Below are 22,500 nucleotides of genomic sequence, written 5' to 3'. Positions count from 1 at the left end.
CCCCAACCGCCCCACCAGTGCCAAACCGAATAACCACGCGACCCAAGCAGCCGTCCCCGCATAGACCAGCCACACCGGAACATGGCGAACAAACGTCTGCAGCCAGCGTGGTGGCTGCATCAATAGTCCACGCGCAGGTCCATCCCCGCATAAAGGGGCGCAACCTCGTCATAACCATTGAACATCAGCGTATCGCGCCGCCCACCGAACAGACCAACGCCGACCGGACGCTCGGTTGCTTGGCTCCAACGGGGATGATCCACCTGCGGATTCACGTTGGCGTAAAAGCCGTATTCATTCGCATCGATCCGCGTCCATGTCGTTATGGGCTGCTCGGCGGTCAAGGTAATGCGCACAATCGACTTGATCGATTTGAACCCGTATTTCCACGGCACCACCAACCGGATCGGCGCGCCGTTCTGGTTCGCCAGAGGCTCGCCGTAAATGCCGGTAGCCAGCAAAGTCAGCGGATGCATGGCCTCGTCCAGCCGCAATCCCTCGACATAGGGAAAGTCCATCCCGCGGGCGTTGGCGTTCCACATCGCCGCAGGCTGCAGCACGGTTTCAAAGGCGACGTATCGCGCGCCGTCCTGCACCCCGATGCGCCCCAGCACGTCGGCCAGTTCGACCCCGCTCCACGGGATGACCATCGACCACGCCTCGACGCAGCGCAGACGATAGATCCGCTCCTCGACAGTCAAGCCACCAATCAGATCCTCCAGCGTGTAACTGCCGGGGTTGTCGACCAGACCGCCCACCTCGACACGCCAGTCATCGGTCACCAAAGCGCCCGCGTGTTTCGCAGGTTCCTCTTTCTGGAAACCGAATTCGTAATAGTTGTTGTAGCTGCGGATCTGTTCCAGCGTGTTGGCATCGCTACGGCCCAGCGCCAAGGCAGGCGTTGCAAATCCGCTGGCCGCTAGGCCGGCCAAAACCTGACGGCGGCTGGCAAACAGCGCGCGCGGGGTGGCATCGGCGCGGGTCAGATCATTCTTCCATCGGTAAGCCATGGCCATCTCCTAAGGATTTCGGGTTATCCTACAGCAAATCCGGCCAGCACAAAGTCACAACAGCGCAAGAAAAACCCCCGCCCTTGCGGGCGGGGGGTCTGCTTTAGTGGATCGAAGGCTCGGCCCCGTGGTCTTTCTGGGCGTCGGCCACGTGATTGCCCACGATCAGCCCCTGCGGGCCGGCGGTGACGGGCACATCGGCGCCATCCAGCACCTCGCCCGCCAGCAGCATGGTAGCCAACGGGTCTTGCAGTGCACGCTGGATCACGCGCTTTAGCGGACGGGCCCCGAAGACGGGATCATACCCTTCGTCGGCCAGCCATGTGCGGGCGCTGTCATCCAGCGACAAGGTAATCTTGCGCGCCGCCAGACGTTTTTCCAAACGCGCCAGCTGGATCGAAACGATCCCATCCATATCCGCCCGTCCCAGACGGTCGAACACGATGATCTCGTCCAGACGGTTCAGGAACTCGGGGCGGAAATGTCCGCGCACCGCTGCCATCACCTCGCCCTTGGCCTCGTCCTTGTTCGCACCTTCCGGCAAAGCCGACAGGGCCTGCGAGCCAAGGTTCGACGTCAGCACGATCAAGGTCTGCTTGAAATCGACCGTCCGGCCTTGGCCATCCGTCAGCATCCCGTCATCCAGAACCTGCAACAGCACGTTAAAGACATCGGGGTGCGCCTTCTCGACCTCGTCAAACAGCACCACCTGATAGGGCCGGCGCCGCACAGCTTCGGTCAGCACGCCGCCTTCTTCATACCCGACATACCCCGGAGGGGCACCAATCAGGCGTGCGACCGAATGCTTCTCCATGAACTCGGACATGTCGATCCGCACCATGGCGGTGTCGTCGTCGAACAGAAACTCGGCCACGGCCTTCGTCAGCTCGGTTTTACCCACACCTGTCGGGCCGAGGAACAGGAAACTGCCCAGCGGGCGGTTTTCATCGTTCAGCCCAGCACGGGCGCGGCGCACCGCATTGGCCACGGCATGCACAGCCTCGCGCTGACCGATGACGCGCTTGCCCAGCTCGTCCTCCATCCGCACCAGCTTGTCACGCTCGCCTTCCAACATGCGGGCGGTCGGAATACCCGTCCACCGCTCGACCACCTCGGCGATCTGCTCGGGGCGGACGGTTTCTTCCGCCATCGACCCTTCGACACTATCGGCCTCGGCCAGCTGGCGTTCAAGATCGGGGATGATGCCGTAAGACAGCTCGCCCGCCTTGGCCAGATTGCCCTCGCGCTTGGCGATTTCCAGATCAGCGCGAGCCTTCTCCAGCTTTTCCTTCAACCCGCGCGAGGCCTCCAGCTTGTCACGGTCGGCCTGCCACCGCGCCGTCATACTGGCGGCACGTTCCTGCAGATCGGACAGTTCCTTCTCCAGCTTTTCAAGGCGATCCTTGCTGGCGACGTCATCTTCCTTCTTCAGCGCCTCGGCCTCGATCTGCTTTTGCAGCACTTCGCGGTCGATCGCGTCCAATTCTTCGGGTTTGCTGTCGACTTCCATCCGCAAGCGGCTGGCGGCCTCGTCCACAAGGTCGATGGCTTTATCCGGCAAGAAACGGTCGGTGATGTACCGGCTAGACAGCTGCGCCGCCGCTACCAAAGCCGAGTCCGAAATCCGCACGCCGTGGTGCAGCTCGTATTTCTCTTTGATGCCGCGCAGAATGCTGATCGTATCCTCGACGGTCGGCTCCTCGACGACAAGCGGCTGGAAACGACGGGCCAAGGCCGCGTCCTTTTCGATATACTTGCGGTATTCGTCCAAGGTCGTCGCACCAATACAGTGCAGCTCGCCCCGCGCCAAAGCGGGTTTGATCAGGTTGGCCGCATCCATCGCGCCATCGGTTTTACCCGCGCCCACAAGGGTGTGGATCTCGTCAATAAACAAGATCACTTCGCCCGCGGCGGCTTCCACCTCTTTCAGGATCGACTTCAGACGTTCCTCAAACTCGCCGCGATACTTCGCACCGGCAATCAGCGCCCCCATATCCAGCGCCAACAGCTTCTTGTTGCGCAGCGATTCAGGCACGTCGCCGTTGACGATACGCAGCGCCAAGCCCTCGGCAATCGCGGTTTTACCCACGCCCGGCTCACCGATCAGGATCGGGTTGTTCTTGGTGCGTCGGCTCAGCACCTGCATCGCGCGGCGGATTTCCTCGTCGCGGCCGATGATCGGGTCAATCTTCCCCTCGGCGGCGGCGGCGGTCAGGTCGGACGCATACTTCTTCAACGCGTCAAAACCATCCTCGGCGCTGGCGCTATCGGCAGTGCGGCCCTTGCGAATATCATTGATGGCGCTGTTCAGCCCCTGCGCGGTCACGGCCCCCGCATCCAGCGCGTCCTTGGCCTTGGACTTGACCAAAGCCAGCGCGGTCAGCAACCGTTCGACCGTGACAAAGCTGTCGCCTGCCTTGGTCGAGATCTGCTCGGCCTCGTCCAACACGCGGCCTGTCAGCGAATCAAGGTAAACCTGCCCCGCATCGCCCGACACTTTGGGCAGACGCGACACCTGCAGATCAATCGCCTCGCGCACGCGCTCAGCCGCGCCGCCGGCACGGTTGATCAGGTTCGCGGACAAACCTTCGGGGTCGTCCAGCAGGGCTTTCAAAATGTGTTCTGGCAAAAGGCGTTGATGCCCTTCGCGCATTGCAATCGTTTGAGCGGCTTGCAAAAAGCCACGAGACCGCTCGGTGAACTTCTCCAAGTTCATGTGCATTCTCCCTTTCAAAGCGCCCGGAATCGGGATGCCCACCACTGCGGCACATCCCCTAGTGGGCCTCGGGGGATATTTGGGAAGCTGCGTCACCCCTTACAAGGTCGCCGCAGCCATTTCAGTTGACTTACCGCCCCCCCGCGCCCAGAAGGCAACCGTTTGATCACTGGAGAGAGCCATGCCCGCCGTAGATGACCGCCTTATCGTCGCCCTCGACGTCCCCCACGCCATCGCGGGGCTGGAACTGACCCAGCGCATCGGCGATGCCGCATCGTTCTATAAAATCGGCCTCGGCATGCTGACGGGCGGCGGCCTCGCCCTCGCGCGCGAGCTGAAGGACGAACACGGCAAGCGCATCTTTCTGGACATGAAACTGTTCGACATCGGCGCGACAGTCGAAGCCGCCGTGCGCGGCATCGCTCAGTTCGATCTGGATTTCCTAACCGTCCACGGCGACCCTCATGTGGTGAATGCCGCCAAACAAGGCGCGGCGGGCAAAGATCTGAAGATCCTTGCCGTGACGATCCTGACCTCGCTTGACCGGGCCGATCTGGACGCCGGTCTGATCCGCGCGGGCGACATCCCCGAAATCGTGGTCGAGCGCGCCGCGCGCGCCTTCGACGCTGGTGCCGACGGCATCATCGCCAGCCCGCAAGAGGCCGCGCTGATCCGCGCCCTGCCCCAAGCTGCCGGCCGCCTGATCGTCACCCCCGGCGTTCGCCCTGCAGGGGCCGCCTTGGGTGATCAAAAACGTGTGGAAACGCCAGCCAGCGCCATCACGGCAGGCGCCGACCATATCGTGGTCGGTCGCCCGATCTGGCAGGCGGCAGACCCTGCGGCCGCCGCCCGCGCCATTGTGGCCGAACTGCCTTAACGGCGGTTATCGTTGATATCATCGCGGAAGGTGCGGGTCTCGCCCTTCCGCGCGCCGAACATACGGCGCAACAAGATGTAGGCTGCCAGCGACAGCAGCGCAAAAGCCAGTGCCAACCACGGCAGCGATAACACGCCAGCCAAAACGATCAGCCCCGTCAGCACCGCGCCAATCGCGAAGCCCAGAAAGATGAAGGCGGGCACTACCACCTCGATGATGGCGAACACCACCCCGAGGCAGACCCACACCCACCATGTCGCCAACAGCGCCATTACTTTACCCGCCCAGACAGCAGCTTGAACGCATCGGCGAACGCCTCTAGCGCCTGCGTGGGCAGAACGATGGTCTGATTGCCTTGGCTACCCGCCATCTTGGTCAGCCCCTCGACCTGCTTCAGTGCGACCTGATACTGCGCCGCTTCCAGCCCGTTTTCGGCAATCGCGGCCGCAACAACACCGGTCGCATAAGCCTCGGCATCCGCCTCGATCCGGCGGGCCTTGGCGGTCTGTTCGGCGGCATACAAATCGGCATCCGCCTGCAGCTCGACCGCGCGCTTGCGGCCTTCGGCCTCGGTCACTACGGCGCGACGGGCGCGTTCCGCGTTCAACTGTTGCAACATGGCCGAGCGGGTGGCTTGGTCCAGATTTACATCCAGAATCTCGGTCCGCGTCACTTCAATGCCCCAGTCATCAACCTGATCGGCCAACTGATGGCGAATAGCCTCGATCAACTGGCCACGGTTCGACTGCACCTGATCCAGCTCGATCCGGCCGATTTCCGACCGCACGATCCCCGCCACTGTCGTCTGGATCGCCGCATCCACATCGCGAATCCGGTAGACCGACTTTTCAGGGTCGTTGATGCGATAGAAAACCGAGGTCTCGACCGACACCAACACGTTGTCCGATGTGATGGCGTCCTGCTCGGTCGCGGGCAACTGACGTTCCAACACCGAAATGCGGTGCGCCACGCGATCCAGGAACGGCACAATGAAATTGATCCCCGGCCCCAACACCGCATGCAGCCGCCCGAACCGCTCGATCACGAATTTTTCCGACTGCGGCACAATGCGGATGCCCCAGAAAATACACAGGATCACAAACGCTGCCACTAGCAGCAAAATAAGGCCCGTTCCTGTCATATCTCGTCCTCCTTCACTTTGGCGGCATCAGACCATTAAAAGGGGAAAGGTCAAGGAAAAGGCGGAAACGCTGCTGCAAATGGGGAATGACGCCGGGCAAATCGGGGAACCGCGCTGGATCGACAAAGGCCCAGCCCTGCCCCTCGTCGCCAAAGCGCACGGGCGCGGACGGCAGATCCGCCACCAAAAACCATTGCACCCCGCGCGGCCCTTCAAAGGCGCGGGCCCACAAAAGCGCACCCGTGGCCAGATCCAACCCCACCTCCTCGCGCAGCTCGCGCGCGGCACAGGCGCGGGGCGTCTCGGCCCCCTCGCGCGCGCCGCCGGGCAAATCCCACAGCCCGCTAAACGCCAACCCCGCCCGCTGATCGCGCAGCGTCATCAGCAGGCGCCCGCCCATCAAAATAGCAACCTTCGCGCCGTCGAACGGATGGGGATCATCCACTTTCACGTTCTGTTCCCTTCTGCTATCATTGCGCCATCATGCCCAGCCTGTGCCGCTCTTGTCTGACGATACACGATGACGCGCCGCCCCGCTGCACGGCGTGCAATAGCCCGCGCCTGATCGCCCACCCCGAACTGTTCACCCTGTCCATCGCCCATATGGATTGCGACGCATTCTTTGCCAGCGTGGAAAAGCGTGACAACCCCGAACTGCGCGACAAGCCTGTCATCGTCGGGGGCGGCACGCGGGGGGTGGTGTCGACCTGCTGCTATCTGGCGCGCATCCGCGGCGTGCGCTCGGCCATGCCGATGTTTCAGGCCCGCAAACTCTGCCCCGAGGCTGTTGTCGTCCCGCCCCGCATGCAGGCCTACGCCGATGCCTCGCGCCAAATCCGCGCGCTGATGGACCGCCTGACCCCCGCGATCGAGCCTCTCTCGCTGGACGAGGCGTTTCTGGATCTGCGCGGCACCGCCGCCCTGCACCGCGCCCCGCCCGCCGTGATGATGGCCCGCCTTGTCAAACAAATCGAGGACGAAGTCGGTGTCACCGCATCCATCGGCCTGTCGCATAACAAATTTCTAGCCAAGATCGCCTCGGATCTGGATAAGCCGCGCGGCTTTTCGGTGATCGGTCAGGGCGAAACGCTGGATTTTCTGGCACCCAAACCCGTGCGGATGATATGGGGGATCGGCCCTGCGGGGCAAGAATCGCTGGAACGCGCCGGCATTCGCACCTTCAGCGACCTCGCGCGGTGGGACGCGCAGGCCCTGCAAACACGTTTTGGGGCGATGGGCAGCCGCCTGTGGCATTTGGCGCGCGGACAAGATAGCCGCCCCGTCGCCCCCGACCGCGCGCTGAAAGGCATCTCGAACGAAACCACGTTTGAAACCGACATCAGCGACCCAGACCTGCTGGACGGTCACATCTGGCGCATGGCCGAAAAGGTCGCCTCGCGCGCCAAGGCGCAGGATGTGGAAGGGCGCAGCGTTACGCTGAAACTGCGCCGCGCCAATTTCAGCCTGATCACCCGCAGCCGCACCCTTGCGACACCCACCCAACTGGCCGACGTGCTGTATCGCACCGCGCGCGCCCTGTTTGACGCGCTGCCCGAAAACGGCCCGTTCCGCCTGCTGGGCGTCGGCCTGTCCGACCTGCGCCCCGCGGCGCAAAGCGACAGTCAGACCGACCTGCTCGACCCCGACGCGCCCCGCCGCGCGGGGGCTGAACGCGCCGCCGACGAAATCCGCGCCCGCTTTGGCAAAGATGCCATCATCAAAGGGCGCAGCCTGCGCTGAACGCCTGCTGTGCCACCGCCAAATCGGCGGGCGTATTGATATTGAAAAACGGATCAAACGGATCAACGGCGAAATCCACACGCCGCGCGCCGACCTGATCGGCGAACCCTATCATGCGCAGCCGCCCCGCCCCCAGCGCCGCGCGCAAATCCTGCGCCACCCCCACGGGCCATAGCCCGAAAACGGGATGCGCCGCCCCGCCGCTGGTGGCAATCGCGGGGGCCGCCCCCAAACGCTGCGCCAGATCGCGGGGGAAAAACGGCGTGTCAGCCGCAACGCTAAGCACCTGCGAAAAGCCATGGACTGCGGCATAATCCAACCCCGCCAAGACCCCGGCCAAGGGCCCTGCGCCGATGTCATCGCCCAAAACAGGCAACCCCATATCGGCGAACCGCGCAGGCGGGCCGTTCGCACTCAGCACCAGCGCGTCACATTGCGGGCCCAACCGGTCGATTACCGATTGCATCAGGCTGTAGCCCGCCGCCAACGGCAGGCGCCCCTTGTCGCCGCCGCCCATGCGGCGCGCCTGGCCACCGGCCAAGATCAGCCCCAGCCGCCTCACCCCTTGAACACCCGCCGTACCGAGGCAGGGTGCCGGGCAAGCGCCGCCGCAGGGCGGATCGGCCTGCGCACCAGCTCGCCGCCGCAGTTCGGGCACAGGCCGCCCAACACGCCATCAGCACAATCGGCGCAGAACGTGCATTCGAAAGAACAGATCCGCGCCGCCACACTATCGGGTGGCAGGTCGCGGTCGCAGCACTCGCACCCCGGTCGCAGTTCCAGCATCGTACCCCCCACCAAAGAAAATGGGGCCCGCAGGCCCCATTCTGGTTAGTTCACATCGAAATGCATCGGTTTGACTTGCCCGAACTTTCCGGTGGCCCGCACCTTGTCCAGCACCTCCTCGGACGGGCGGCTGTCGACGTACAAGATGGCAATCGCCTCGCCCCCTTCAGCCGCGCGGCCCAGCGTGAAGTTCGCAATGTTCACGCCGTTCTCGCCCAACACACCGCCCAAGGTGCCGATCACACCCGGGACGTCTTTGTTGGTGGTGTAGATCATATCGGCCCCAATCTCGGCGTCGACGTTGATCCCCTTGATCTGGATGAAACGCGGCTTGCCATCGCTAAAGACGGTGCCCGCCACCGAACGCTCGCGGGTCTCGGTGGTGACGGTGACCTTGATATACCCCTCGTAGGTGCCCGTCGCGTCCTGCTGCGTGGTCGAGATTTTGATCCCACGCTCTTTCGCAATGACGGGGGCCGACACCAAGTTGGTATCGGGGTTGAACTTGCGCATGATGCCCGCAATGACAGCCGAATTCAGCGCCTTCAGGTTCATCTTCGAGGCGACGCCGTCGAACAGGATGTTGATGCCGACGATCGGCTCGTCCGTCATCTGGCCGATGAAGTTGCCAAGATGCCCCGACAGCTTGATCCACGGGCCCATCACCTTGGCTTCCTCGGCAGTGACCGAAGGCATGTTCAGCGCATTCGTCACCGCGCCGGTCAGCAGGTAGTCCGAGATCTGCTCGGCCACTTGCAGCGCCACGTTTTCCTGCGCTTCGCTGGTGGATGCGCCAAGGTGGGGCGTGCAAACAACGTTCGGCAGGTTAAACAACGGGCTGTCGGTTGCGGGCTCAACCTCGAACACGTCGAAGGCGGCGCCTGCGACATGGCCCGATTTGATGGCCGCAGCCAAGGCGGCCTCGTCGACCAGACCGCCACGGGCGCAGTTGATGATGCGCACGCCAGCCTTGGTTTTCGCAATCGCCTCGGCCGACAGGATGTTGCGGGTCGCGTCGGTCAGCGGCACGTGCAGGGTGATGAAATCGGCGCGGGCCAGCAGCTCGTCCAGCTCGACCTTCTCGACACCGATTTGCAGGGCGCGATCTTCCGACAAGAAGGGATCGTACGCCACAACCTTCATCTTCAGGCCCTTGGCACGGTCGCACACGATCGAACCGATGTTGCCCGCACCAATCACGCCCAGCGTCTTGCCCGTCAGCTCGACCCCCATAAAGCGCGACTTTTCCCACTTGCCCGCGTGGGTCGATGCCGACGCCTCGGGGATTTGGCGGGCGACGGCCATCATCATGGCAATGGCGTGTTCGGCTGTGGTGATCGAATTGCCGAAGGGCGTGTTCATCACAATGATGCCCTTTTGCGAGGCAGCCGGAATATCGACGTTGTCGACACCGATGCCCGCACGGCCGATCACCTTCAGATTGGTCGCGTTTTCCAGCAGCTTTTCGGTGACCTTCGTCGCCGAGCGGATCGCCAAACCATCGTAATTACCGATGATCTCGGCCAGCTTTTCTTTGTCTTTGCCCAGCTTCGGCTGGAAGTCGACCTCGATGCCGCGATCACGGAAGATCTGCACGGCGGCGTCAGAGAGTTCGTCGGAAATAAGAACCTTGGGAGCCATTTTCAGGGTATCCTTGGCAAAAATGTCATGGGGTTGCGGGCGCGTGCGGCCCGCAACAGAAAATCACGCCTGTGCGGCCAGCTCGGCCTCGTAGGCCCACTCAAGCCACGGCAGCATGGCTTCGATGTCGGCGGTTTCCACCGTCGCACCGCACCAAATCCGCAGGCCTGCAGGCGCATCGCGGTACGAGCCCGCATCCAGCGCCGCACCCTCGGTTTCCAGCCGCTTCGCGACGGCCTTAGCAAACGCCGCCCCGTCCTTGATGGCGGGGTTCGTGAACTTCAGGCAGACCGATGTGTTCGAGCGGTTCGCCGCATCCTCGGCCAGATTGTCGATCCAGTCGCGCACGGCGCAGAAATCGAAAATCGCCTGTGCATTCGCATCGGCGCGCGCCTTCAGGCCCGCAAAGCCGCCCAGCGACTGCGCCCATTTCAACGCGAAGATGTAATCCTCGACACACAGCATCGACGGGGTGTTGATCGTCTCGCCAACGAAAATGCCTTCGTTGATCTTGCCTTTGGCCGTCAGGCGGAAAATCTTCGGCAGCGGCCATGCGGGGGTGTAAGTTTCCAGCCGCTCGACCGCGCGCGGCGACAAGATCAGAACGCCGTGGCCGCCCTCGCCGCCCAGCACTTTCTGCCAGCTGAATGTGACCACATCCAGTTTGTCCCACGCCAGATCCTGCGCGAAGGCGGCCGAAGTGGCGTCGCAAATGGTCAGGCCCGCACGGTCGACGGGAATGGCATCGCCGTTCGCCAACCGCACGCCCGATGTCGTACCGTTCCACGTAAAGACGACGTCTTTGTCGAAATCGACCGTCGCGAAATCGACGATCTGGCCGTAGGGCGCCTTCTTCACTTCGGCGTCCAGCTTCAGCTGCTTGACGACGTCGGTCACCCAACCCTCGCCAAAGCTTTCCCATGCCAGCATTTCAACGGCGCGCGCGCCCAACAACGACCAAAGCGCCATTTCCACAGCGCCCGTATCCGAGGCGGGCACGATACCGATGCGGTAATCAGCCGGAACGCCCAACACTTCACGCGTCAGGTCGATCGCCTCTTTCAATTTCTTTTTGCCAATCGATGCACGGTGCGAGCGGCCGACAGGGGCGTCGGACAGGGCTTCAAGCGACCATGTCGGGGGTTTCGCGCAAGGGCCCGAGGAAAAACGCGGGTTTGCCGGCAGCGCAGCCGGTTTGGTAGTCGTCATGTCTGGTATCCTTACAGATAAGCGCCCCCCGTTGGGGAGGGGTGTCCCACGGACGCACTTACGCCCAGTCAACAAAAACAGCAAGTGGACAAATGCAGACCCTTGCAGGTTCGTGCGATCTAGGCGTGAACAACGCCGGAACATTACCTCATGATGCGTGCAAAATCGGTGCAGTTCTCGAAGACGCCTCACCCCAGAAAAACGAAACCCCCGGTGCGCTGGCGGGCGCGACCGAGGGGGATACGAATGAGCCTCTAAACTCGGACGCAGATTACCAGTTGCGGCGTGATTGGGCAATCGCCCTTCGCTATGCGATTGAAAGCTGCGATCCGCTCGACGCCGCTTTGATCATGTCCGATGCGCTGGAACGGATGCGCCAAGGCCGTCCGATCCCGCCCCTGATGAACGCGCTGGACGAAGCCCGCAATTGGGCTGCGTGGGCAACGCCTTTCGAGGTGAAGGCCTATGCCCTCGCCTGTTTCGAGGCGCTGCCACCCAAAGCGCAGGCAGGCTTCCTTGCCCATGTGACGGGGAGGCCCGTCCAATGACCGAACAGCAACTGGATGAAATGCTGACCTTCCACTGGAAGCGCGTGATCCGTCGCACCATGGCGGGCGATGACGCCTTCCTGAAGGGCTTTGTCGTTTCGATAGCCCGTCACGCCAAACGCAAGACATGGTGGCCCAGCGACAAGCAGGCACGCATCATGCGCGATCTTGTGGATGACCTGCTGACCAACGAACCCAACCCCGTTTTGGTTGAGGAGGAGGACGCAGCTTAACCGCTGACACCCATGTCGATTGGACGGTTCAGACGGTGGCGTTCGACATGATGACAGGCCTGCCACGGGGCGATCCCATAGGCCAACCGCAGCCCGAAAGCTCGAAGCGGGGGATCAGGTGCCAGACCCGGCGCCTTTAAGTCGCGAGCAAGCCCGAGGCGGGGTCAAACGACCTCGGGCGCCCAAAGCGATGGACCGGCTCCGTTGAGCAGATCTTCACGCGAAGGGCTAGGGACCAACCTGTGCAATTCGCACGGGCTGGTCGCCCTATGCCCTTTGCTCAGAACCTCACCATTAAGCAGAGACAAGAGTAGAAAGATGAAACAGCAAAATCACACCGACACGTGGCAGCACATCCGAGAGATAGCCGAGCGAGTGCGTCGCCTGCGACCCGATCACCGCGATCCCGAGCGCTTCCACATAGAGAAGAGCGAGATCGAGCACGAACTTCGATGCCTCGCAAGCTGCGCGGGTCCTTCCGACCTAGACCCCCTGCGGGTAATTCGCGCCCCGACACGTCAATCTTTGCAAGTAAAATCAAGGGGGTGAATTATGCGCATCCTAGAAGAACTACCGCTGGATGGAAAATCGTCACTGCGCATCAACAGCGCCGACTTATGTGAATTGTTGACCATTTCACCTGCTGCTCTCTCGGAGTTAAAAAAGCGCGGCATCGCGGTTCATCGCGGCCATGACGCTTACGATCTGACCGAGACCGTCCGCGCCTATGTCGTTCACCTGCGCGGGGTTGCCAGCGGACGCGGCGGGGAAGAGCATGTGGCAACCCTGACCTCCGAACGCGCCCGGCTCGCCAAAGAACAGGCCGATGCACAGGCCCTTCGCAATGCGGCGCTGCGCGGTGAGCTGGTCGCGGCGGTAGAGGTCGAACGCACATGGTCTGACCTTCTACGGCAGGTCCGCGCCCGCATCCTCGCTGTTCCCGCTCGTGTCCGCTCCGTGCTGACCCTCGATGCGGCCACCATTGACACCATCGACCACGAGTTGCGCGAAGCTCTGGAGGAACTGGGCCATGAAGACGATTGACCGTGTGCTGTCCAAAGCTCGCCGAGCGCTGGTCCCACCGCCGCGCCTGCGCCTCTCCGACTGGATCGAGGCCAACATTGCCCTGCCGCAGGGTGTCTCTGCACAGCCCGGCCCCGTGCGCCTCTGGCCCTTCCAGCGCGAGATTGCCGATACCATCGGAGATCCGCTGATCGAGCGCGTCACGCTGGTTAAGCCGGTCCGGGTCGGCTTTACCACGCTACTGACCTCGGCTGTCGCGTCCTTCGTTGCCAATGAACCCGCGCCGATTCTCTGCCTGCTGCCCGCCGAAGCCGACTGCCGCGATTATGTGGTCAGTGACATTGAACCGATCTTTGCCGCCTCGAAAGCCGTAGCCGATGCCCTTGCCGATGACCGCCAAGAGGGCGAGCGCAACACCCTGCTGTCGCGCCGCTTCCCCGGTGGATCGCTCAAGGTGGTTGCTGCCAAAGCCCCGCGCAACCTGCGTCGCCATAACGTCCGCGTCCTCTTCATCGACGAAGCGGACGGCATGGAACCGACTGCCGAAGGCTCGCCCATTATCCTTGCAGAGCGGCGCACCATGTCTTTCCCGGATCGCAAGATCGTCATGGGGTCAACCCCGGTGCATGAAGACACTAGCCACGTCCTGCGCGCCTATGCTCAATCCGATGCGCGCGTGTTCGAGGTGCCTTGCCCATCCTGTGGCACGTTCGGTGAAATTACATGGAATGCAATCGTATGGGATGACGGCGCGCCCGAAACTGCGCGCTGGCGCTGCCCGCACTGCGAAGCGGAGATCAGCGAGCAATACAAACCGGATATGGTTGCCGCTGGATTATGGCGACCCACGCGACCCCATGTGACAGGTCACGCGGGGTTCAAGCTCAATGCGCTCGTATCTCTGCACGCCAATGCTGCGTGGGGGAAGCTGGCGGCCGAGTTTATGACAGCCAAGGATGATCCAACCACGCTGCAAACTTTCGTGAATACGATCCTCGGGCAAGGCTGGCGCGGCGATGGCGACGAACTGGCCGACGATGATCTTGCCTCGCGCGGTGAAGCCTTCGGCCTGTCGAAGCCGATCCCCGCCGATGTGCTGGCGCTGACCGCCGGCTGCGATGTTCAGCATGATCGCCTTGAACTCACCTATGTTGGCTGGGCAGAGGGCGGCACTGCGTTTGTTCTAGGTCACCGTGTAATCTGGGGCGCATGGGATAGCGACGATACATGGGAAGAGTTGGATGAAGCCCTTAAACAGCGTTTCCCGCATGAGCTGGGAGGGCAGATCGGTATAGAGGCCTGCGCAATCGACGCCGGTGACGGCACCACCATGAACCGCGTGACGGCGTTCTGCACCCCCAGAACAAGGCGAAAAGTCTTGGCAATCAAAGGCGCGTCTGGCAACCGCCCCTTGATCGAGCGCGCCGGAAGCAAGACCAAAACCGGCGCACGTCTCTGGATCGTCGGTGTCGATACCGCCAAGCTCCAGCTCTTTCCCCGCCTCGCACGACCCGGCTCGATCAGGCTTTCCGAAGAGCTGCCCCGTGTATGGCATGAACAGGTCGCATCAGAACGGGCAGTGCTGCGATACCGGCGCGGCCAACCCGTCCGTAGCTTCGAGCGTATCCCAGGGCGGCGGGCCGAGGCGCTAGACTGCCTCGTTTATGCCTTGGCCGCACGGCAGGTCATCCCCGCCGATTGGGAGCGACGCCGTGCCGATTTGGCCCGATCCGAACCAACGCCAACGCGACGGGGGCCGGTGCTGAAATCGAGCTGGATGGCGCGGTAAAAAAGGGGGTGAAGATGGCGGGAAATGTAAAATGTATACGTCGCGCGAAGAAACGGCCTGCAACCCATTGTTGTAGGCCGGTTTCTCTCAAAAACTCTCCGTTAACGGCGAAGAATGCAGATCGCGGGCAGGATCAATCTTTCTCGCGATGATATGGACCGCCGCGAGTCTCTTCCATCGCCTGCCAGAGCTTCATGCGATCATCGGGGGCGGCGTTCTCGAAGATCCGCCGCACCTTTGCGAGTTCCTCTTCAAACGGCGACAGCTCCGGGAAGGCCTTTTCCAGCACTGCCAAGATTTCAGAATTCATCGACCGTCCGTTTTCTTCGGCAGCTAGCCGAATACGGTCACGCATCCCATCGGGAAGGCGGAGAACAAACTTGTCCTGTTGCTGACTGGGAAACTGCGATTCTGACATAAGGCAAATAGCCATCACTTTTAGGCTTGACGCAATGAAGGCAAGTTGCCACTATATGATGGCAAGTTGCCATATCATGAGGACTTCATGACCGACCGAAAGCCAATGCAGCTCCGCCTGCCAAGTGAACTAAAGGCGTGGCTTGAGGCCGAGGCAGAGAAAAACGGCGCAAGCCAAAACAGTGAAGTAATCCGAGCGATCCGCGCCGCGATGGCACGATCCGAACAGCATCCAACCGCCTAAACCTAGGAGACAGCTATGAACGCCATGAACCCGATTTCCGGGAACGGTATCTTTTCGCCCATCCTCTCCCTCATTTCCGATGCGGAAGATGACCCTATCGTGCCGCTGTATCGCGAATGGGCAAAAGCCCGAGAAGAGTTTTTTGCGTTGGCCGATTTGCCCGGGAACGAAGACTGGGACTGGCCCGAAAGCGTGGATGCTGATGCCCGTGAGAACGCCGCCTTCTGGAAGATGATTGAACTCACACCAACTTCACTGGCCGGTATCGCCGCCTTGACGCACGTTCTGTGGACGCTGGATGGTCCCACCGCGATTGAGGGCAGTTCGGATCGGAAAGAGGAAGCCAACCATCCCAACTGCAAGATCATGCGAGCCATATGGCGCGCTACGAGCGGCGGGATAGCTGCGAACATTGATGAATTAGAAAGTAATGCACCTTGACCCACAGCGGCTTCAACGTCTAATGTGTATTAGGTAGTAATGCACACAGGAGACGCGCCATGATCCGCAAAGAACTCTGCGCCATTGTTGGAATGACAATCCCAACCTTCAACAGCCACCGCCGCAACGGCGACTTGCCCTTCAAAATTGACAATTCCGAAGGCAAGGATGCTGCGGGCCGTATTTGGTCGAACTTCACCATTCACCATGCCGCCAAGATGCTGGCCGCTCGCAACCTCTGCGATGCTCACAATATTACATGGGCAGAAGCGGCTAAGATCATGCGCGAGCCGTCCACAGCTTGCGGCCCCTATGGCGTCGGCCACTCCTACTTTGAAAAAGACAATATCTTTATCGCTCAAGTGGAATTTGCAAACAGCCGCACGAATGAAGACCCACAGTTCATGCCGCGTATCACTCTCTACAAAGGGTTGCTGCAAGACATCATGGAGAGCGCCAATTCACGTGCGATTGCTTACACAAACAGCCGCAAGGAAGGCCGCGCTCCGCAGGACGAAGATATCTGCATTTCCAGCATTTCAGCCGTCAACCTGTCTCATAACTACAAGTTGGCGAAGAAAATTGCCGAACACCTTGGCATTGACCTGCAAGAAAACGATTACGCTCTTGATCCGAACGGTATCGAATGATGCCTTTCCCGTTTTCCATGCTGAAGAACATCCCTCGCATTTTCCGTCGCTCCGGCATTGAAGCCGGTGGCGGCGGTCGCCGTTGGCAGGGTGCGCCGATGCTGGGTGCGCCGACCCAATCCACCCTTGCAGCGCGCGGCCCTGCGATGGCCCGCGCCTCGGCGCTTTACGTCAACACCCCGCAGGGCAATCGCATTGTCGAGGCGTGGACTGCCGCGCTGGTCGGCAAGGGTTTCCATGCCCGCTCGCAGCACCCAGACCGCAATGTCGCCTATCAGCTCAACACCACCTTCGAGCTGCTGGCAAACGCCCATCTGCCGACGATCATCCGGGCGATGGTTCGTGATGGCGAAGCCTTCGTGCAGCTTGTCACCGATCCTGACGGCAAACTGCGTCTGCGCCAGATCCCCGCCGATCAGATCGACCCGAGCCTGACCCGCGATCTTGGCAACGGCGCGCGCATCATCGCTGGGATCGAGTTCGACGGCGAAGAGCAGGTTCAGGCATATCACGTCCTGCCCGAGGCCCCCGGAACCCCCTTCGGCATGATCGGCGCTCCGATCCGCGTCCCGGCTTCGGACATGCTGCATCTGTTCGACCCGCTGTTCCCCGGACAGGTGCGCGGCTTGTCGTGGTTGTCGCCGGTCCTGTTGAAGCTGCGCGACCGCGACGAGGCCTCGGACGCGCTCTTGATGCAGTTGAAGGTCGCCAGCCTGATCACCGGCTTCGTCCGCGATCCCGAGGGCGGCGCGGCGGGGTTCGGCGAAAGCCCTGACGGTTCGGTCAATGTCTCGCTCGAACCCGGTGCGATGCGCATTCTTCCGCCCGGTGCCGAAGTGACCTTTTCGCAGCCCGGTCAAGGCCTACAACAGGCAGTGGACTTCCTTCGTGGGCAAGACCGGGAAATCGCCTCTGGAGTCGGGCTGACCTTCGAAGCGCTAACCGGCGATCTGGAACGCACCAACTATTCCTCTGCACGTGTCGGGTTGCTTGAATTCCGCCGCCGCGCCGAAATGCTGCAACGCAACCTGATCGAGGCGCGCTTTCTGCGCCCGCTCTGGCAGCGCTGGATTGATGCGCAGGTGCTGGCGGGCGTGATCCCCGCCGATCCCAAAGAGCTGGTCGATTTCCGCTCCGCGCGCTTCGTCAGCCCCGGCTGGGCGTGGGTTGATCCGCAGAACGAGGTCGCGGCAGAGGTCGCCGCCATCGACGCCCGCCTGAAGTCCCGTGAAGAAGTTGTGGCGGGTCGCGGACGTGACATTGACGATCTGGACGAAGAGCTGGCGCGCGATGCACAGGCCGGGCGGGCGGTGCAATGACCATTCATCTGCGCCACCTGCGGCCTCAGCCGTCCACCCTCGATGCGCAAGCGCGCACCGTGGAAGCTATCGTGTCCACCGGGGCAGATGCGCCCCGTCCGGGTTTCATCGAACGCCTTGACCTCGCTGGATGCGATGTGTCGCGACTGGTGGGTGCCCCGGTTCTGGACGCGCACCGCGCCGCCTCGACCGCCGATCAGCTCGGCGTGATTGAGGCGGCGGAACTGCGGCCCGAAGGCCTCTGGGTCAAGATGCGGTTCCGCAGCAACGAGGCCGCGCGATCGGTCCTCTCCGATATCGGGGATGGGACGCTGCGCGGTCTGTCGATTGGCTATCACGTTGCCGATTGGCAGGACACGCGGGAGGGCGATCATCGCATCCGCACCGCAATCCGCTGGACGCCCATCGAGGTGTCCATTGTTCCGGTCCCGGCCGATCCGGGCGCACATTTCCGAGCAGGAGAACAGAACATGCCTGAAGATCAGATCGAAGACGTCATCGACGAAGCGGCCACCGAGGCCGAAGTGCCCGAGGCCCGCATGACGGAAGCGCTTGGCGCATCCGTTGCCGCCACCATAGCCGCCGCCGCGGGGCTGGATCGGGCTTGGGCCGAAGCCCAAGTTGCAGAAGGCACCCCGACAGAGGAAGTCCGCGCCCGTGCGCTGGATGCGGTGCGCACCCGCAGTGCTCAGCCCCGCACCATTCGCGCCCAGATCGGCATGGATCATACCGACCCCGCTGTGATCGCTACGCGGGCGGGCGAAGCGCTCTATGCGCGGATGCACCCGGAACACCGGCTGTCCGCATCGGCACGCGAGTTTGCCCACATGTCGGTTCTCGACCATGCCCGCGCCAGCCTGCGCCGCTCCGGGCGTTCGGTCACGGGCGTCTCGGCGGATCAGGTTATCACGCGCGCCCTGCATACGACCTCGGATTTTCCGTTGATCCTTGGCGATCAGGTCGGGCGCGAGCTGCGGCGCAGCTATGAAGAGGCCCCGTCCGGTGCTCGCCAGCTCGCCCGCCAAGGCACGATCCGCGACTTCCGCCCCAAGCGGTCGCTGATGCTGGGTGAAGCGCCGATGTTGGAAGCGGTCGGAGAGAGTGGCGAGTTCCGTCATGGCACCTTCGAGGAATCGCAGGAACATTACAGCCTCGCGACCTTCGGCAAGATCTTCGCGATTTCGCGTCAGGCGATGATTAATGACGATCTGGACGCTTTCAGCGCGATCCCCGCACGCCTAGGTGCCGCCGCCCGCGCCTTTGAAGCTGCCCAACTCGTGACAAAGATCATGGCCAACCCGCTGATGAGCGATGGCGCATCGGTATTCGACGCGGACAATCACGGCAACGCAAAGAATACGACGGGCACCATCAAGGGCGATTTGGCAGCGGCCCGTCTGGCGATGCGTAAACAGACAGGCCTTTCCGGTGGCCTGATCGACGTGACACCGCGCTATGTGCTGGCCCCGCCCGAGCTGGAAACCGAGCTGGAACAGGAACTGTCCGATATTCAAGCCACCCGCACCAGCGACACCAACCCGTTCTCGGCCTTGTCGCTGATCATCGAGCCGCGCCTGACTTCGGCCACCACCTGGTATGTGGTCGCAGATCCGGCCAAGGTGGATGGCCTCGAATACAGCTATCTGGAAGGCGCACCCGGCCCGCAGCTCGATACGAAGGTGGGGTTTGAGGTGGATGGCGTCCAGATGAAGGTCCGCCTCGACTTCGGTAGCGGGTGGTTGGACCATCGCGGCTGGTTCCGGGTGGGCTAATGAACATTCCTAGCTCGCTCTACATGACCCGCGAACACCTGATCGAACTGCGCGACAAGCTAATTCTTGAACGTGCACGAGGTGTCCGTTCGCTTCAGCAAGGGGAAGAGAAGGTTGAGTATCGGTCGGACGCCGAAATGGCAGCCGCCATCATAGACTTGGAGGCGCGGATTAACCGCGCCTCTAATCCCCGCCCGACCACTATCCGCTTTTCTAGCTCAAAAGGGTTCTAAACGCGATGGACCGCAGTCCAATCTTGCCCGCTTACACGACACCAAGTGACTTGGCTGCGCACCTTGGTGCATCAGAGCGCACAGTGCGAGCAAAGCTGCGAGAACTCGGAACCTATGCCGAAATCGGCAACACGATGCTCATCTACCCCGAACATGTGCAGCGCTTCATGGAGGCCATCGAATGCCGCTCTATCTCACAGACCGAAACGGCACATGGTATATCAGAGGGACGGTTTCCGGACGGCGATTTTACCAGTCTACAAAAACGTCTGACCGCAAAATCGCAGAGCGCATCAAAGCGGAAACTGAAGCCAAAGCATGGCAGCGCCGCTTCGAAGGACCGGGCGCGGGGTTGACCATGGCGCAGGTTTTTAACGCATATCTCGATGCTGGGAAAACGGACCGCTTTCTGCTGAAGCTCGCAGAGCATTGGAAAAATACGCCCGTCGAGGACGTGCGCCCCGAAACCATCCGCCGCGCAGCGCGCATGATCTACCCGAACGCCACCGAACCGACATGGAACCGTCAGGTCATCAAGCCCACGCAGGCAGCGATTAATCACGCCGCCGAACTGGGCTGGTGCCAGCGTATTTCCGTGCGCAGATACACTGAAAACCCTGAAGTCAAAACGCCTGCCACGATTGAATGGGTGCGGGACTTTTACGATCAAGCCATTACCGACGATCTGCCGCATCTGGGCGCGATCTGTATGTTTATGTTTGGAACGGCCGCACGGGTTAGCGAGGCCTGTCGCCTCACATGGGCAGATGTAGACCTAAATGCCCAAACCGCGACCTTGCGTCTTTTCAAGCCGACACCTTGGAACCGGACCGCCCACCTGCCCGGCGAAGTCGTTGACGCGCTAGCCAGTATTCCGACCAACAGAAACCCAGACGGGCGCGTCTTCAATTATGCAGGACGCGGTAGTGTCAAAGGCCCTTGGGAAAATGTCGCCAAACGCGCTGGCATTGACCTACTGACCCCGCACTGCTGCCGCCATGGCTTTGCAACGTCGATGTTGCAGAACGGCTATGACGTGAAAACGGTGGCCGACGCTGGCGGCTGGAAGGATGCGACTGTCGTGCTGCGCACCTACGCCCACGCCCTCAAGGATCGCACCGTAACGGATAGCCTTTTTGGTGCAAAGCGCGTGCAAATGCCGAACGAAGCGCCTGCAACCAATTACAAAGCAAAGGAAAATAACAAATGACTACTGCCCCCCGTTGGGAGGGGTGTCCCGCCGCCAGCGCTACTCCTGCCCCCGCGTAAAAGCAAGAACTTCTTTTGTGCCAACCCGAGTAGACTTCGCAGGCCCGCGGGTGCATCTTCGGCGCGTGCACCGACAGGCGAAAGGCGTTGAAATGCAGGGGTTCATGGCAGCGATGGCCGATCCGGCGGCGTGGGCGGCGCTGGTCAGCCTGATCGCGATGGAAATCGTGCTGGGCATCGATAATCTGGTCTTTCTGGCACTGCTGACGAATCAGCTGCCCGAACACCAGCGGCCCATGGCGCGCAAACTGGGCCTCGGGCTGGCGCTGATTATCCGGCTTTTGGGGCTTGCGGGCGTCGCGTGGGTGGTCAGCCTGACGCAGCCACTGTTCACGTTGTTCGGGCATGATTTTTCGGTGCGCGACCTGATACTGATCGCAGGCGGGCTATTCCTGATCTGGAAGGCCACGTCCGAAATCATGCAGATGCTGAACCCCGAACCCGAAGAAGACAGTATCGCACGGCGCGGCACGTCCAGCCTGATGATCGTCGTCTTCCAAATCCCGATGTTCGACATCGTCTTTTCGGTCGACAGCATCATTACGGCCGTCGGCATGACCGACCACCTGCCGGTGATGATGATTGCGGTTGTGGTGGCGATTTTGGTGATGCTGTTCGCATCGGGGCCGCTGGCCAAGTTCTTGCAAGATTACCCCAGCCTGACCGTGCTGGCACTGGGCTTCTTGTTGCTGATCGGGGCCACGCTGGTGGCCGATGGGTTCGGCACGCATTTCCCGCGCGGCTACATCTATACAGCGATGGCGTTTTCGGCGGTCATCGTGGCGCTGGATCTGCTGTCGCGCCGCGCCGCCCGCCTGCGGCGGATCAAGGGGCGCCACAAGAAGTGACGCCCCCGCATTGCGCTATTCGCGATAGCGTTACTCGGGCAGGCCTTTGCGTGCGGCAAAGGCCAAAAAGATCGCGGCCCAACCTTGGAACATCAGGTCGATCGCCAGCAGCAGCCCCAGAATGTAAAGGCTGTTTACCGGCCACCCGAACAGAATGACCAGACCGGCCAGCAGCGTGATCACGCCAGCAGCCACCAGCCACCACTTGCCCAAGTCGGGGTCAACGCGCCACGCCAGAACGATGCGCAGCACCCCGCCCGCAACCAGCGCGGCGCCCAGAAACAGGGTCAGAATACTGGCTGCCAGCAGCGGGTTGAAAAACGTCAAAATACCCGCCAGCGTGTACAGAACACCGCCCAGTAACCAATAAAGCCGGCCCCAGCCGGTCGCATAAAAGACCTGCACCAGCTGCGCGATGCCGCCAATGACCATCAGCACGCCCACGTAATAAACCGATGCAACGGTCGCCATCAAAACGTTGCCGAACGCCAAAATGCCTGCCAGCAGCATGACGATGCCCGCAGCGAGGATCCATCCCCAGTTACGGCGCAGCTCGCTGCGGATTTCGGATCCGATTGTTGTCAGAAATGCCAT

26 protein-coding genes (1 of these 26 only partly in view) are annotated in these 22,500 nt (G+C 61.8%); 14 read left to right on the top strand and 12 right to left on the bottom strand.

The window, feature by feature from the left end:
• From BVG79_RS00130 to clpB, 3 genes are all read right to left on the bottom strand, one after another.
• Positions 1–120: the beginning of a protein-methionine-sulfoxide reductase heme-binding subunit MsrQ gene (locus BVG79_RS00130; RefSeq protein ID WP_085785119.1), read on the bottom strand. Its footprint begins 498 nt before the window's first position; only the first 120 of its 618 coding nucleotides appear in the window; it begins with the start codon at positions 118–120; its stop codon lies beyond the left edge, outside the window.
• Positions 120–1,010, bottom strand: a complete 891-nt coding sequence (msrP, locus tag BVG79_RS00125; protein ID WP_085787150.1) for a protein-methionine-sulfoxide reductase catalytic subunit MsrP — start codon at positions 1,008–1,010, stop codon at positions 120–122. Before msrP ends, BVG79_RS00130 begins: the two co-directional genes overlap by 1 nt.
• Before the next feature lie 103 nt (positions 1,011–1,113).
• Positions 1,114–3,726: an ATP-dependent chaperone ClpB gene (gene clpB, locus BVG79_RS00120; protein WP_085785118.1), complete on the bottom strand. Its 2,613-nt coding sequence runs from the start codon at positions 3,724–3,726 to the stop codon at positions 1,114–1,116.
• Between the two features lie 181 nt (positions 3,727–3,907).
• On the opposite strand from clpB, the gene pyrF reads away from it, so the two are divergent.
• Positions 3,908–4,603 (top strand): orotidine-5'-phosphate decarboxylase, encoded by a 696-nt coding sequence (gene pyrF, locus BVG79_RS00115; protein ID WP_085785117.1) that lies wholly within the window; start codon positions 3,908–3,910, stop codon positions 4,601–4,603.
• Here pyrF and BVG79_RS00110 read toward each other — a convergent pair.
• Genes BVG79_RS00110 through BVG79_RS00100 form a run of 3 tightly spaced genes read right to left on the bottom strand, consistent with a single transcriptional unit; the run spans position 4,600 to position 6,195 of the window.
• The gene (locus BVG79_RS00110) at positions 4,600–4,875 is read right to left on the bottom strand and encodes an NfeD family protein (RefSeq protein ID WP_085785116.1); all 276 of its coding nucleotides are present in this window, start codon (positions 4,873–4,875) and stop codon (positions 4,600–4,602) included. The two genes, pyrF and BVG79_RS00110, sit on opposite strands and share 4 nt — an antisense overlap.
• On the bottom strand, positions 4,875–5,744 hold the full coding sequence (locus tag BVG79_RS00105) for an SPFH domain-containing protein (protein ID WP_085785115.1): 870 nt from the start codon (positions 5,742–5,744) through the stop codon (positions 4,875–4,877). Before BVG79_RS00105 ends, BVG79_RS00110 begins: the two co-directional genes overlap by 1 nt.
• 13 nt (positions 5,745–5,757) lie before the next feature.
• Positions 5,758–6,195, bottom strand: coding sequence for an NUDIX domain-containing protein (locus BVG79_RS00100; RefSeq protein ID WP_085785114.1), 438 nt, complete (start codon positions 6,193–6,195; stop codon positions 5,758–5,760).
• Positions 6,196–6,227: 32 nt separating this feature from the next.
• Here BVG79_RS00100 and BVG79_RS00095 point away from each other — a divergent pair, with 32 nt between their 5' ends.
• Positions 6,228–7,484, top strand: a complete 1,257-nt coding sequence (locus BVG79_RS00095) for a DNA polymerase IV (RefSeq protein WP_085785113.1) — start codon at positions 6,228–6,230, stop codon at positions 7,482–7,484.
• Here the strand turns inward: BVG79_RS00095 and mobA are convergent.
• From mobA to BVG79_RS00075, 4 genes are all read right to left on the bottom strand, one after another.
• Positions 7,462–8,025, bottom strand: coding sequence for a molybdenum cofactor guanylyltransferase MobA (gene mobA / locus BVG79_RS00090; RefSeq protein WP_257789404.1), 564 nt, complete (start codon positions 8,023–8,025; stop codon positions 7,462–7,464). The two genes, BVG79_RS00095 and mobA, sit on opposite strands and share 23 nt — an antisense overlap.
• A gap of 17 nt (positions 8,026–8,042) precedes the next feature.
• Positions 8,043–8,270 carry a DUF1272 domain-containing protein gene (locus BVG79_RS00085; protein WP_085785111.1) on the bottom strand — a complete coding sequence of 76 codons (228 nt, stop codon included), beginning with the start codon at positions 8,268–8,270 and terminating at the stop codon, positions 8,043–8,045.
• Between the two features lie 45 nt (positions 8,271–8,315).
• On the bottom strand, positions 8,316–9,911 hold the full coding sequence (gene serA, locus BVG79_RS00080; protein WP_085785110.1) for a phosphoglycerate dehydrogenase: 1,596 nt from the start codon (positions 9,909–9,911) through the stop codon (positions 8,316–8,318).
• A 63-nt stretch (positions 9,912–9,974) separates the two neighbouring features.
• Complete coding sequence (locus BVG79_RS00075) at positions 9,975–11,120, bottom strand: phosphoserine transaminase (RefSeq protein WP_085785109.1); 1,146 nt, start codon at positions 11,118–11,120, stop codon at positions 9,975–9,977.
• 92 nt (positions 11,121–11,212) lie between these two features.
• Between BVG79_RS00075 and BVG79_RS00070 the strand changes: the two genes are divergently transcribed.
• The 4 genes from BVG79_RS00070 (at position 11,213) to BVG79_RS00055 (ending at position 14,713) form a co-directional block, all read left to right on the top strand.
• Positions 11,213–11,668, top strand: coding sequence for a hypothetical protein (locus tag BVG79_RS00070; RefSeq protein ID WP_085785108.1), 456 nt, complete (start codon positions 11,213–11,215; stop codon positions 11,666–11,668).
• Positions 11,665–11,901 (top strand): hypothetical protein, encoded by a 237-nt coding sequence (locus BVG79_RS00065; RefSeq protein ID WP_085785107.1) that lies wholly within the window; start codon positions 11,665–11,667, stop codon positions 11,899–11,901. Before BVG79_RS00070 ends, BVG79_RS00065 begins: the two co-directional genes overlap by 4 nt.
• Before the next feature lie 552 nt (positions 11,902–12,453).
• On the top strand, positions 12,454–12,945 hold the full coding sequence (locus tag BVG79_RS00060; protein WP_085785106.1) for a DNA packaging protein: 492 nt from the start codon (positions 12,454–12,456) through the stop codon (positions 12,943–12,945).
• The gene (locus tag BVG79_RS00055; protein ID WP_085785105.1) at positions 12,932–14,713 is read left to right on the top strand and encodes a phage terminase large subunit family protein; all 1,782 of its coding nucleotides are present in this window, start codon (positions 12,932–12,934) and stop codon (positions 14,711–14,713) included. Before BVG79_RS00060 ends, BVG79_RS00055 begins: the two co-directional genes overlap by 14 nt.
• Positions 14,714–14,846: 133 nt before the next feature.
• Here the strand turns inward: BVG79_RS00055 and BVG79_RS13790 are convergent, their stop codons facing one another.
• Positions 14,847–15,131, bottom strand: coding sequence for an Arc family DNA-binding protein (locus BVG79_RS13790; protein WP_085787149.1), 285 nt, complete (start codon positions 15,129–15,131; stop codon positions 14,847–14,849).
• An 87-nt stretch (positions 15,132–15,218) separates the two neighbouring features.
• On the opposite strand from BVG79_RS13790, the gene BVG79_RS00045 reads away from it, so the two are divergent.
• The 8 genes from BVG79_RS00045 (at position 15,219) to BVG79_RS00010 (ending at position 21,906) form a co-directional block, all read left to right on the top strand.
• Entirely contained in the window at positions 15,219–15,374 is a 156-nt protein-coding gene (locus BVG79_RS00045; protein ID WP_085785104.1) for an Arc family DNA-binding protein, read from the top strand.
• 15 nt (positions 15,375–15,389) lie between these two features.
• Positions 15,390–15,815, top strand: coding sequence for a hypothetical protein (locus tag BVG79_RS00040; RefSeq protein WP_085785103.1), 426 nt, complete (start codon positions 15,390–15,392; stop codon positions 15,813–15,815).
• Positions 15,816–15,874: 59 nt separating this feature from the next.
• Entirely contained in the window at positions 15,875–16,465 is a 591-nt protein-coding gene (locus BVG79_RS00035) for a hypothetical protein (protein WP_085785102.1), read from the top strand.
• Positions 16,462–17,784: a phage portal protein gene (locus BVG79_RS00030; RefSeq protein WP_236951371.1), complete on the top strand. Its 1,323-nt coding sequence runs from the start codon at positions 16,462–16,464 to the stop codon at positions 17,782–17,784. Before BVG79_RS00035 ends, BVG79_RS00030 begins: the two co-directional genes overlap by 4 nt.
• Positions 17,781–19,556 (top strand): prohead protease/major capsid protein fusion protein, encoded by a 1,776-nt coding sequence (locus BVG79_RS00025; RefSeq protein WP_085785101.1) that lies wholly within the window; start codon positions 17,781–17,783, stop codon positions 19,554–19,556. The genes BVG79_RS00030 and BVG79_RS00025 overlap by 4 nt, the downstream gene beginning before the upstream one ends.
• Positions 19,556–19,789 carry a phage head-tail joining protein gene (locus BVG79_RS00020; protein WP_236951370.1) on the top strand — a complete coding sequence of 78 codons (234 nt, stop codon included), beginning with the start codon at positions 19,556–19,558 and terminating at the stop codon, positions 19,787–19,789. The genes BVG79_RS00025 and BVG79_RS00020 overlap by 1 nt, the downstream gene beginning before the upstream one ends.
• Before the next feature lie 181 nt (positions 19,790–19,970).
• Complete coding sequence (locus tag BVG79_RS00015; protein ID WP_085785100.1) at positions 19,971–20,999, top strand: tyrosine-type recombinase/integrase; 1,029 nt, start codon at positions 19,971–19,973, stop codon at positions 20,997–20,999.
• Positions 21,000–21,150: 151 nt separating this feature from the next.
• Positions 21,151–21,906, top strand: a complete 756-nt coding sequence (locus BVG79_RS00010; protein WP_085785099.1) for a TerC family protein — start codon at positions 21,151–21,153, stop codon at positions 21,904–21,906.
• 30 nt (positions 21,907–21,936) lie between these two features.
• Here BVG79_RS00010 and BVG79_RS00005 read toward each other — a convergent pair whose 3' ends face one another.
• Positions 21,937–22,500, bottom strand: coding sequence for an HdeD family acid-resistance protein (locus BVG79_RS00005; protein WP_085785098.1), 564 nt, complete (start codon positions 22,498–22,500; stop codon positions 21,937–21,939).

Source organism: Ketogulonicigenium robustum (assembly GCF_002117445.1).
Classification (GTDB): Bacteria; Pseudomonadota; Alphaproteobacteria; order Rhodobacterales; family Rhodobacteraceae; genus Ketogulonicigenium; species Ketogulonicigenium robustum.
Note: the sequence above shows the minus strand (reverse complement) of the source record. Positions and strands in the feature narration are given on the sequence as shown.

Coding starts and splice junctions, on each gene's coding strand:
- msrP (WP_085787150.1), bottom strand. CDS start 1,010: ATGGCTTACCGATGGAAGAATGATCTGACCCGCGCCGATGCCACCCCG.
- clpB (WP_085785118.1), bottom strand. CDS start 3,726: ATGAACTTGGAGAAGTTCACCGAGCGGTCTCGTGGCTTTTTGCAAGCC.
- pyrF (WP_085785117.1), top strand. CDS start 3,908: ATGCCCGCCGTAGATGACCGCCTTATCGTCGCCCTCGACGTCCCCCAC.
- BVG79_RS00110 (WP_085785116.1), bottom strand. CDS start 4,875: ATGGCGCTGTTGGCGACATGGTGGGTGTGGGTCTGCCTCGGGGTGGTG.
- BVG79_RS00105 (WP_085785115.1), bottom strand. CDS start 5,744: ATGACAGGAACGGGCCTTATTTTGCTGCTAGTGGCAGCGTTTGTGATC.
- BVG79_RS00095 (WP_085785113.1), top strand. CDS start 6,228: ATGCCCAGCCTGTGCCGCTCTTGTCTGACGATACACGATGACGCGCCG.
- BVG79_RS00085 (WP_085785111.1), bottom strand. CDS start 8,270: ATGCTGGAACTGCGACCGGGGTGCGAGTGCTGCGACCGCGACCTGCCA.
- serA (WP_085785110.1), bottom strand. CDS start 9,911: ATGGCTCCCAAGGTTCTTATTTCCGACGAACTCTCTGACGCCGCCGTG.
- BVG79_RS00075 (WP_085785109.1), bottom strand. CDS start 11,120: ATGACGACTACCAAACCGGCTGCGCTGCCGGCAAACCCGCGTTTTTCC.
- BVG79_RS00070 (WP_085785108.1), top strand. CDS start 11,213: ATGCAGACCCTTGCAGGTTCGTGCGATCTAGGCGTGAACAACGCCGGA.
- BVG79_RS00065 (WP_085785107.1), top strand. CDS start 11,665: ATGACCGAACAGCAACTGGATGAAATGCTGACCTTCCACTGGAAGCGC.
- BVG79_RS00060 (WP_085785106.1), top strand. CDS start 12,454: ATGCGCATCCTAGAAGAACTACCGCTGGATGGAAAATCGTCACTGCGC.
- BVG79_RS00055 (WP_085785105.1), top strand. CDS start 12,932: ATGAAGACGATTGACCGTGTGCTGTCCAAAGCTCGCCGAGCGCTGGTC.
- BVG79_RS13790 (WP_085787149.1), bottom strand. CDS start 15,131: ATGTCAGAATCGCAGTTTCCCAGTCAGCAACAGGACAAGTTTGTTCTC.
- BVG79_RS00045 (WP_085785104.1), top strand. CDS start 15,219: ATGACCGACCGAAAGCCAATGCAGCTCCGCCTGCCAAGTGAACTAAAG.
- BVG79_RS00040 (WP_085785103.1), top strand. CDS start 15,390: ATGAACGCCATGAACCCGATTTCCGGGAACGGTATCTTTTCGCCCATC.
- BVG79_RS00035 (WP_085785102.1), top strand. CDS start 15,875: ATGATCCGCAAAGAACTCTGCGCCATTGTTGGAATGACAATCCCAACC.
- BVG79_RS00030 (WP_236951371.1), top strand. CDS start 16,462: ATGATGCCTTTCCCGTTTTCCATGCTGAAGAACATCCCTCGCATTTTC.
- BVG79_RS00025 (WP_085785101.1), top strand. CDS start 17,781: ATGACCATTCATCTGCGCCACCTGCGGCCTCAGCCGTCCACCCTCGAT.
- BVG79_RS00020 (WP_236951370.1), top strand. CDS start 19,556: ATGAACATTCCTAGCTCGCTCTACATGACCCGCGAACACCTGATCGAA.
- BVG79_RS00015 (WP_085785100.1), top strand. CDS start 19,971: ATGCCGCTCTATCTCACAGACCGAAACGGCACATGGTATATCAGAGGG.
- BVG79_RS00010 (WP_085785099.1), top strand. CDS start 21,151: ATGCAGGGGTTCATGGCAGCGATGGCCGATCCGGCGGCGTGGGCGGCG.
- BVG79_RS00005 (WP_085785098.1), bottom strand. CDS start 22,500: ATGGCATTTCTGACAACAATCGGATCCGAAATCCGCAGCGAGCTGCGC.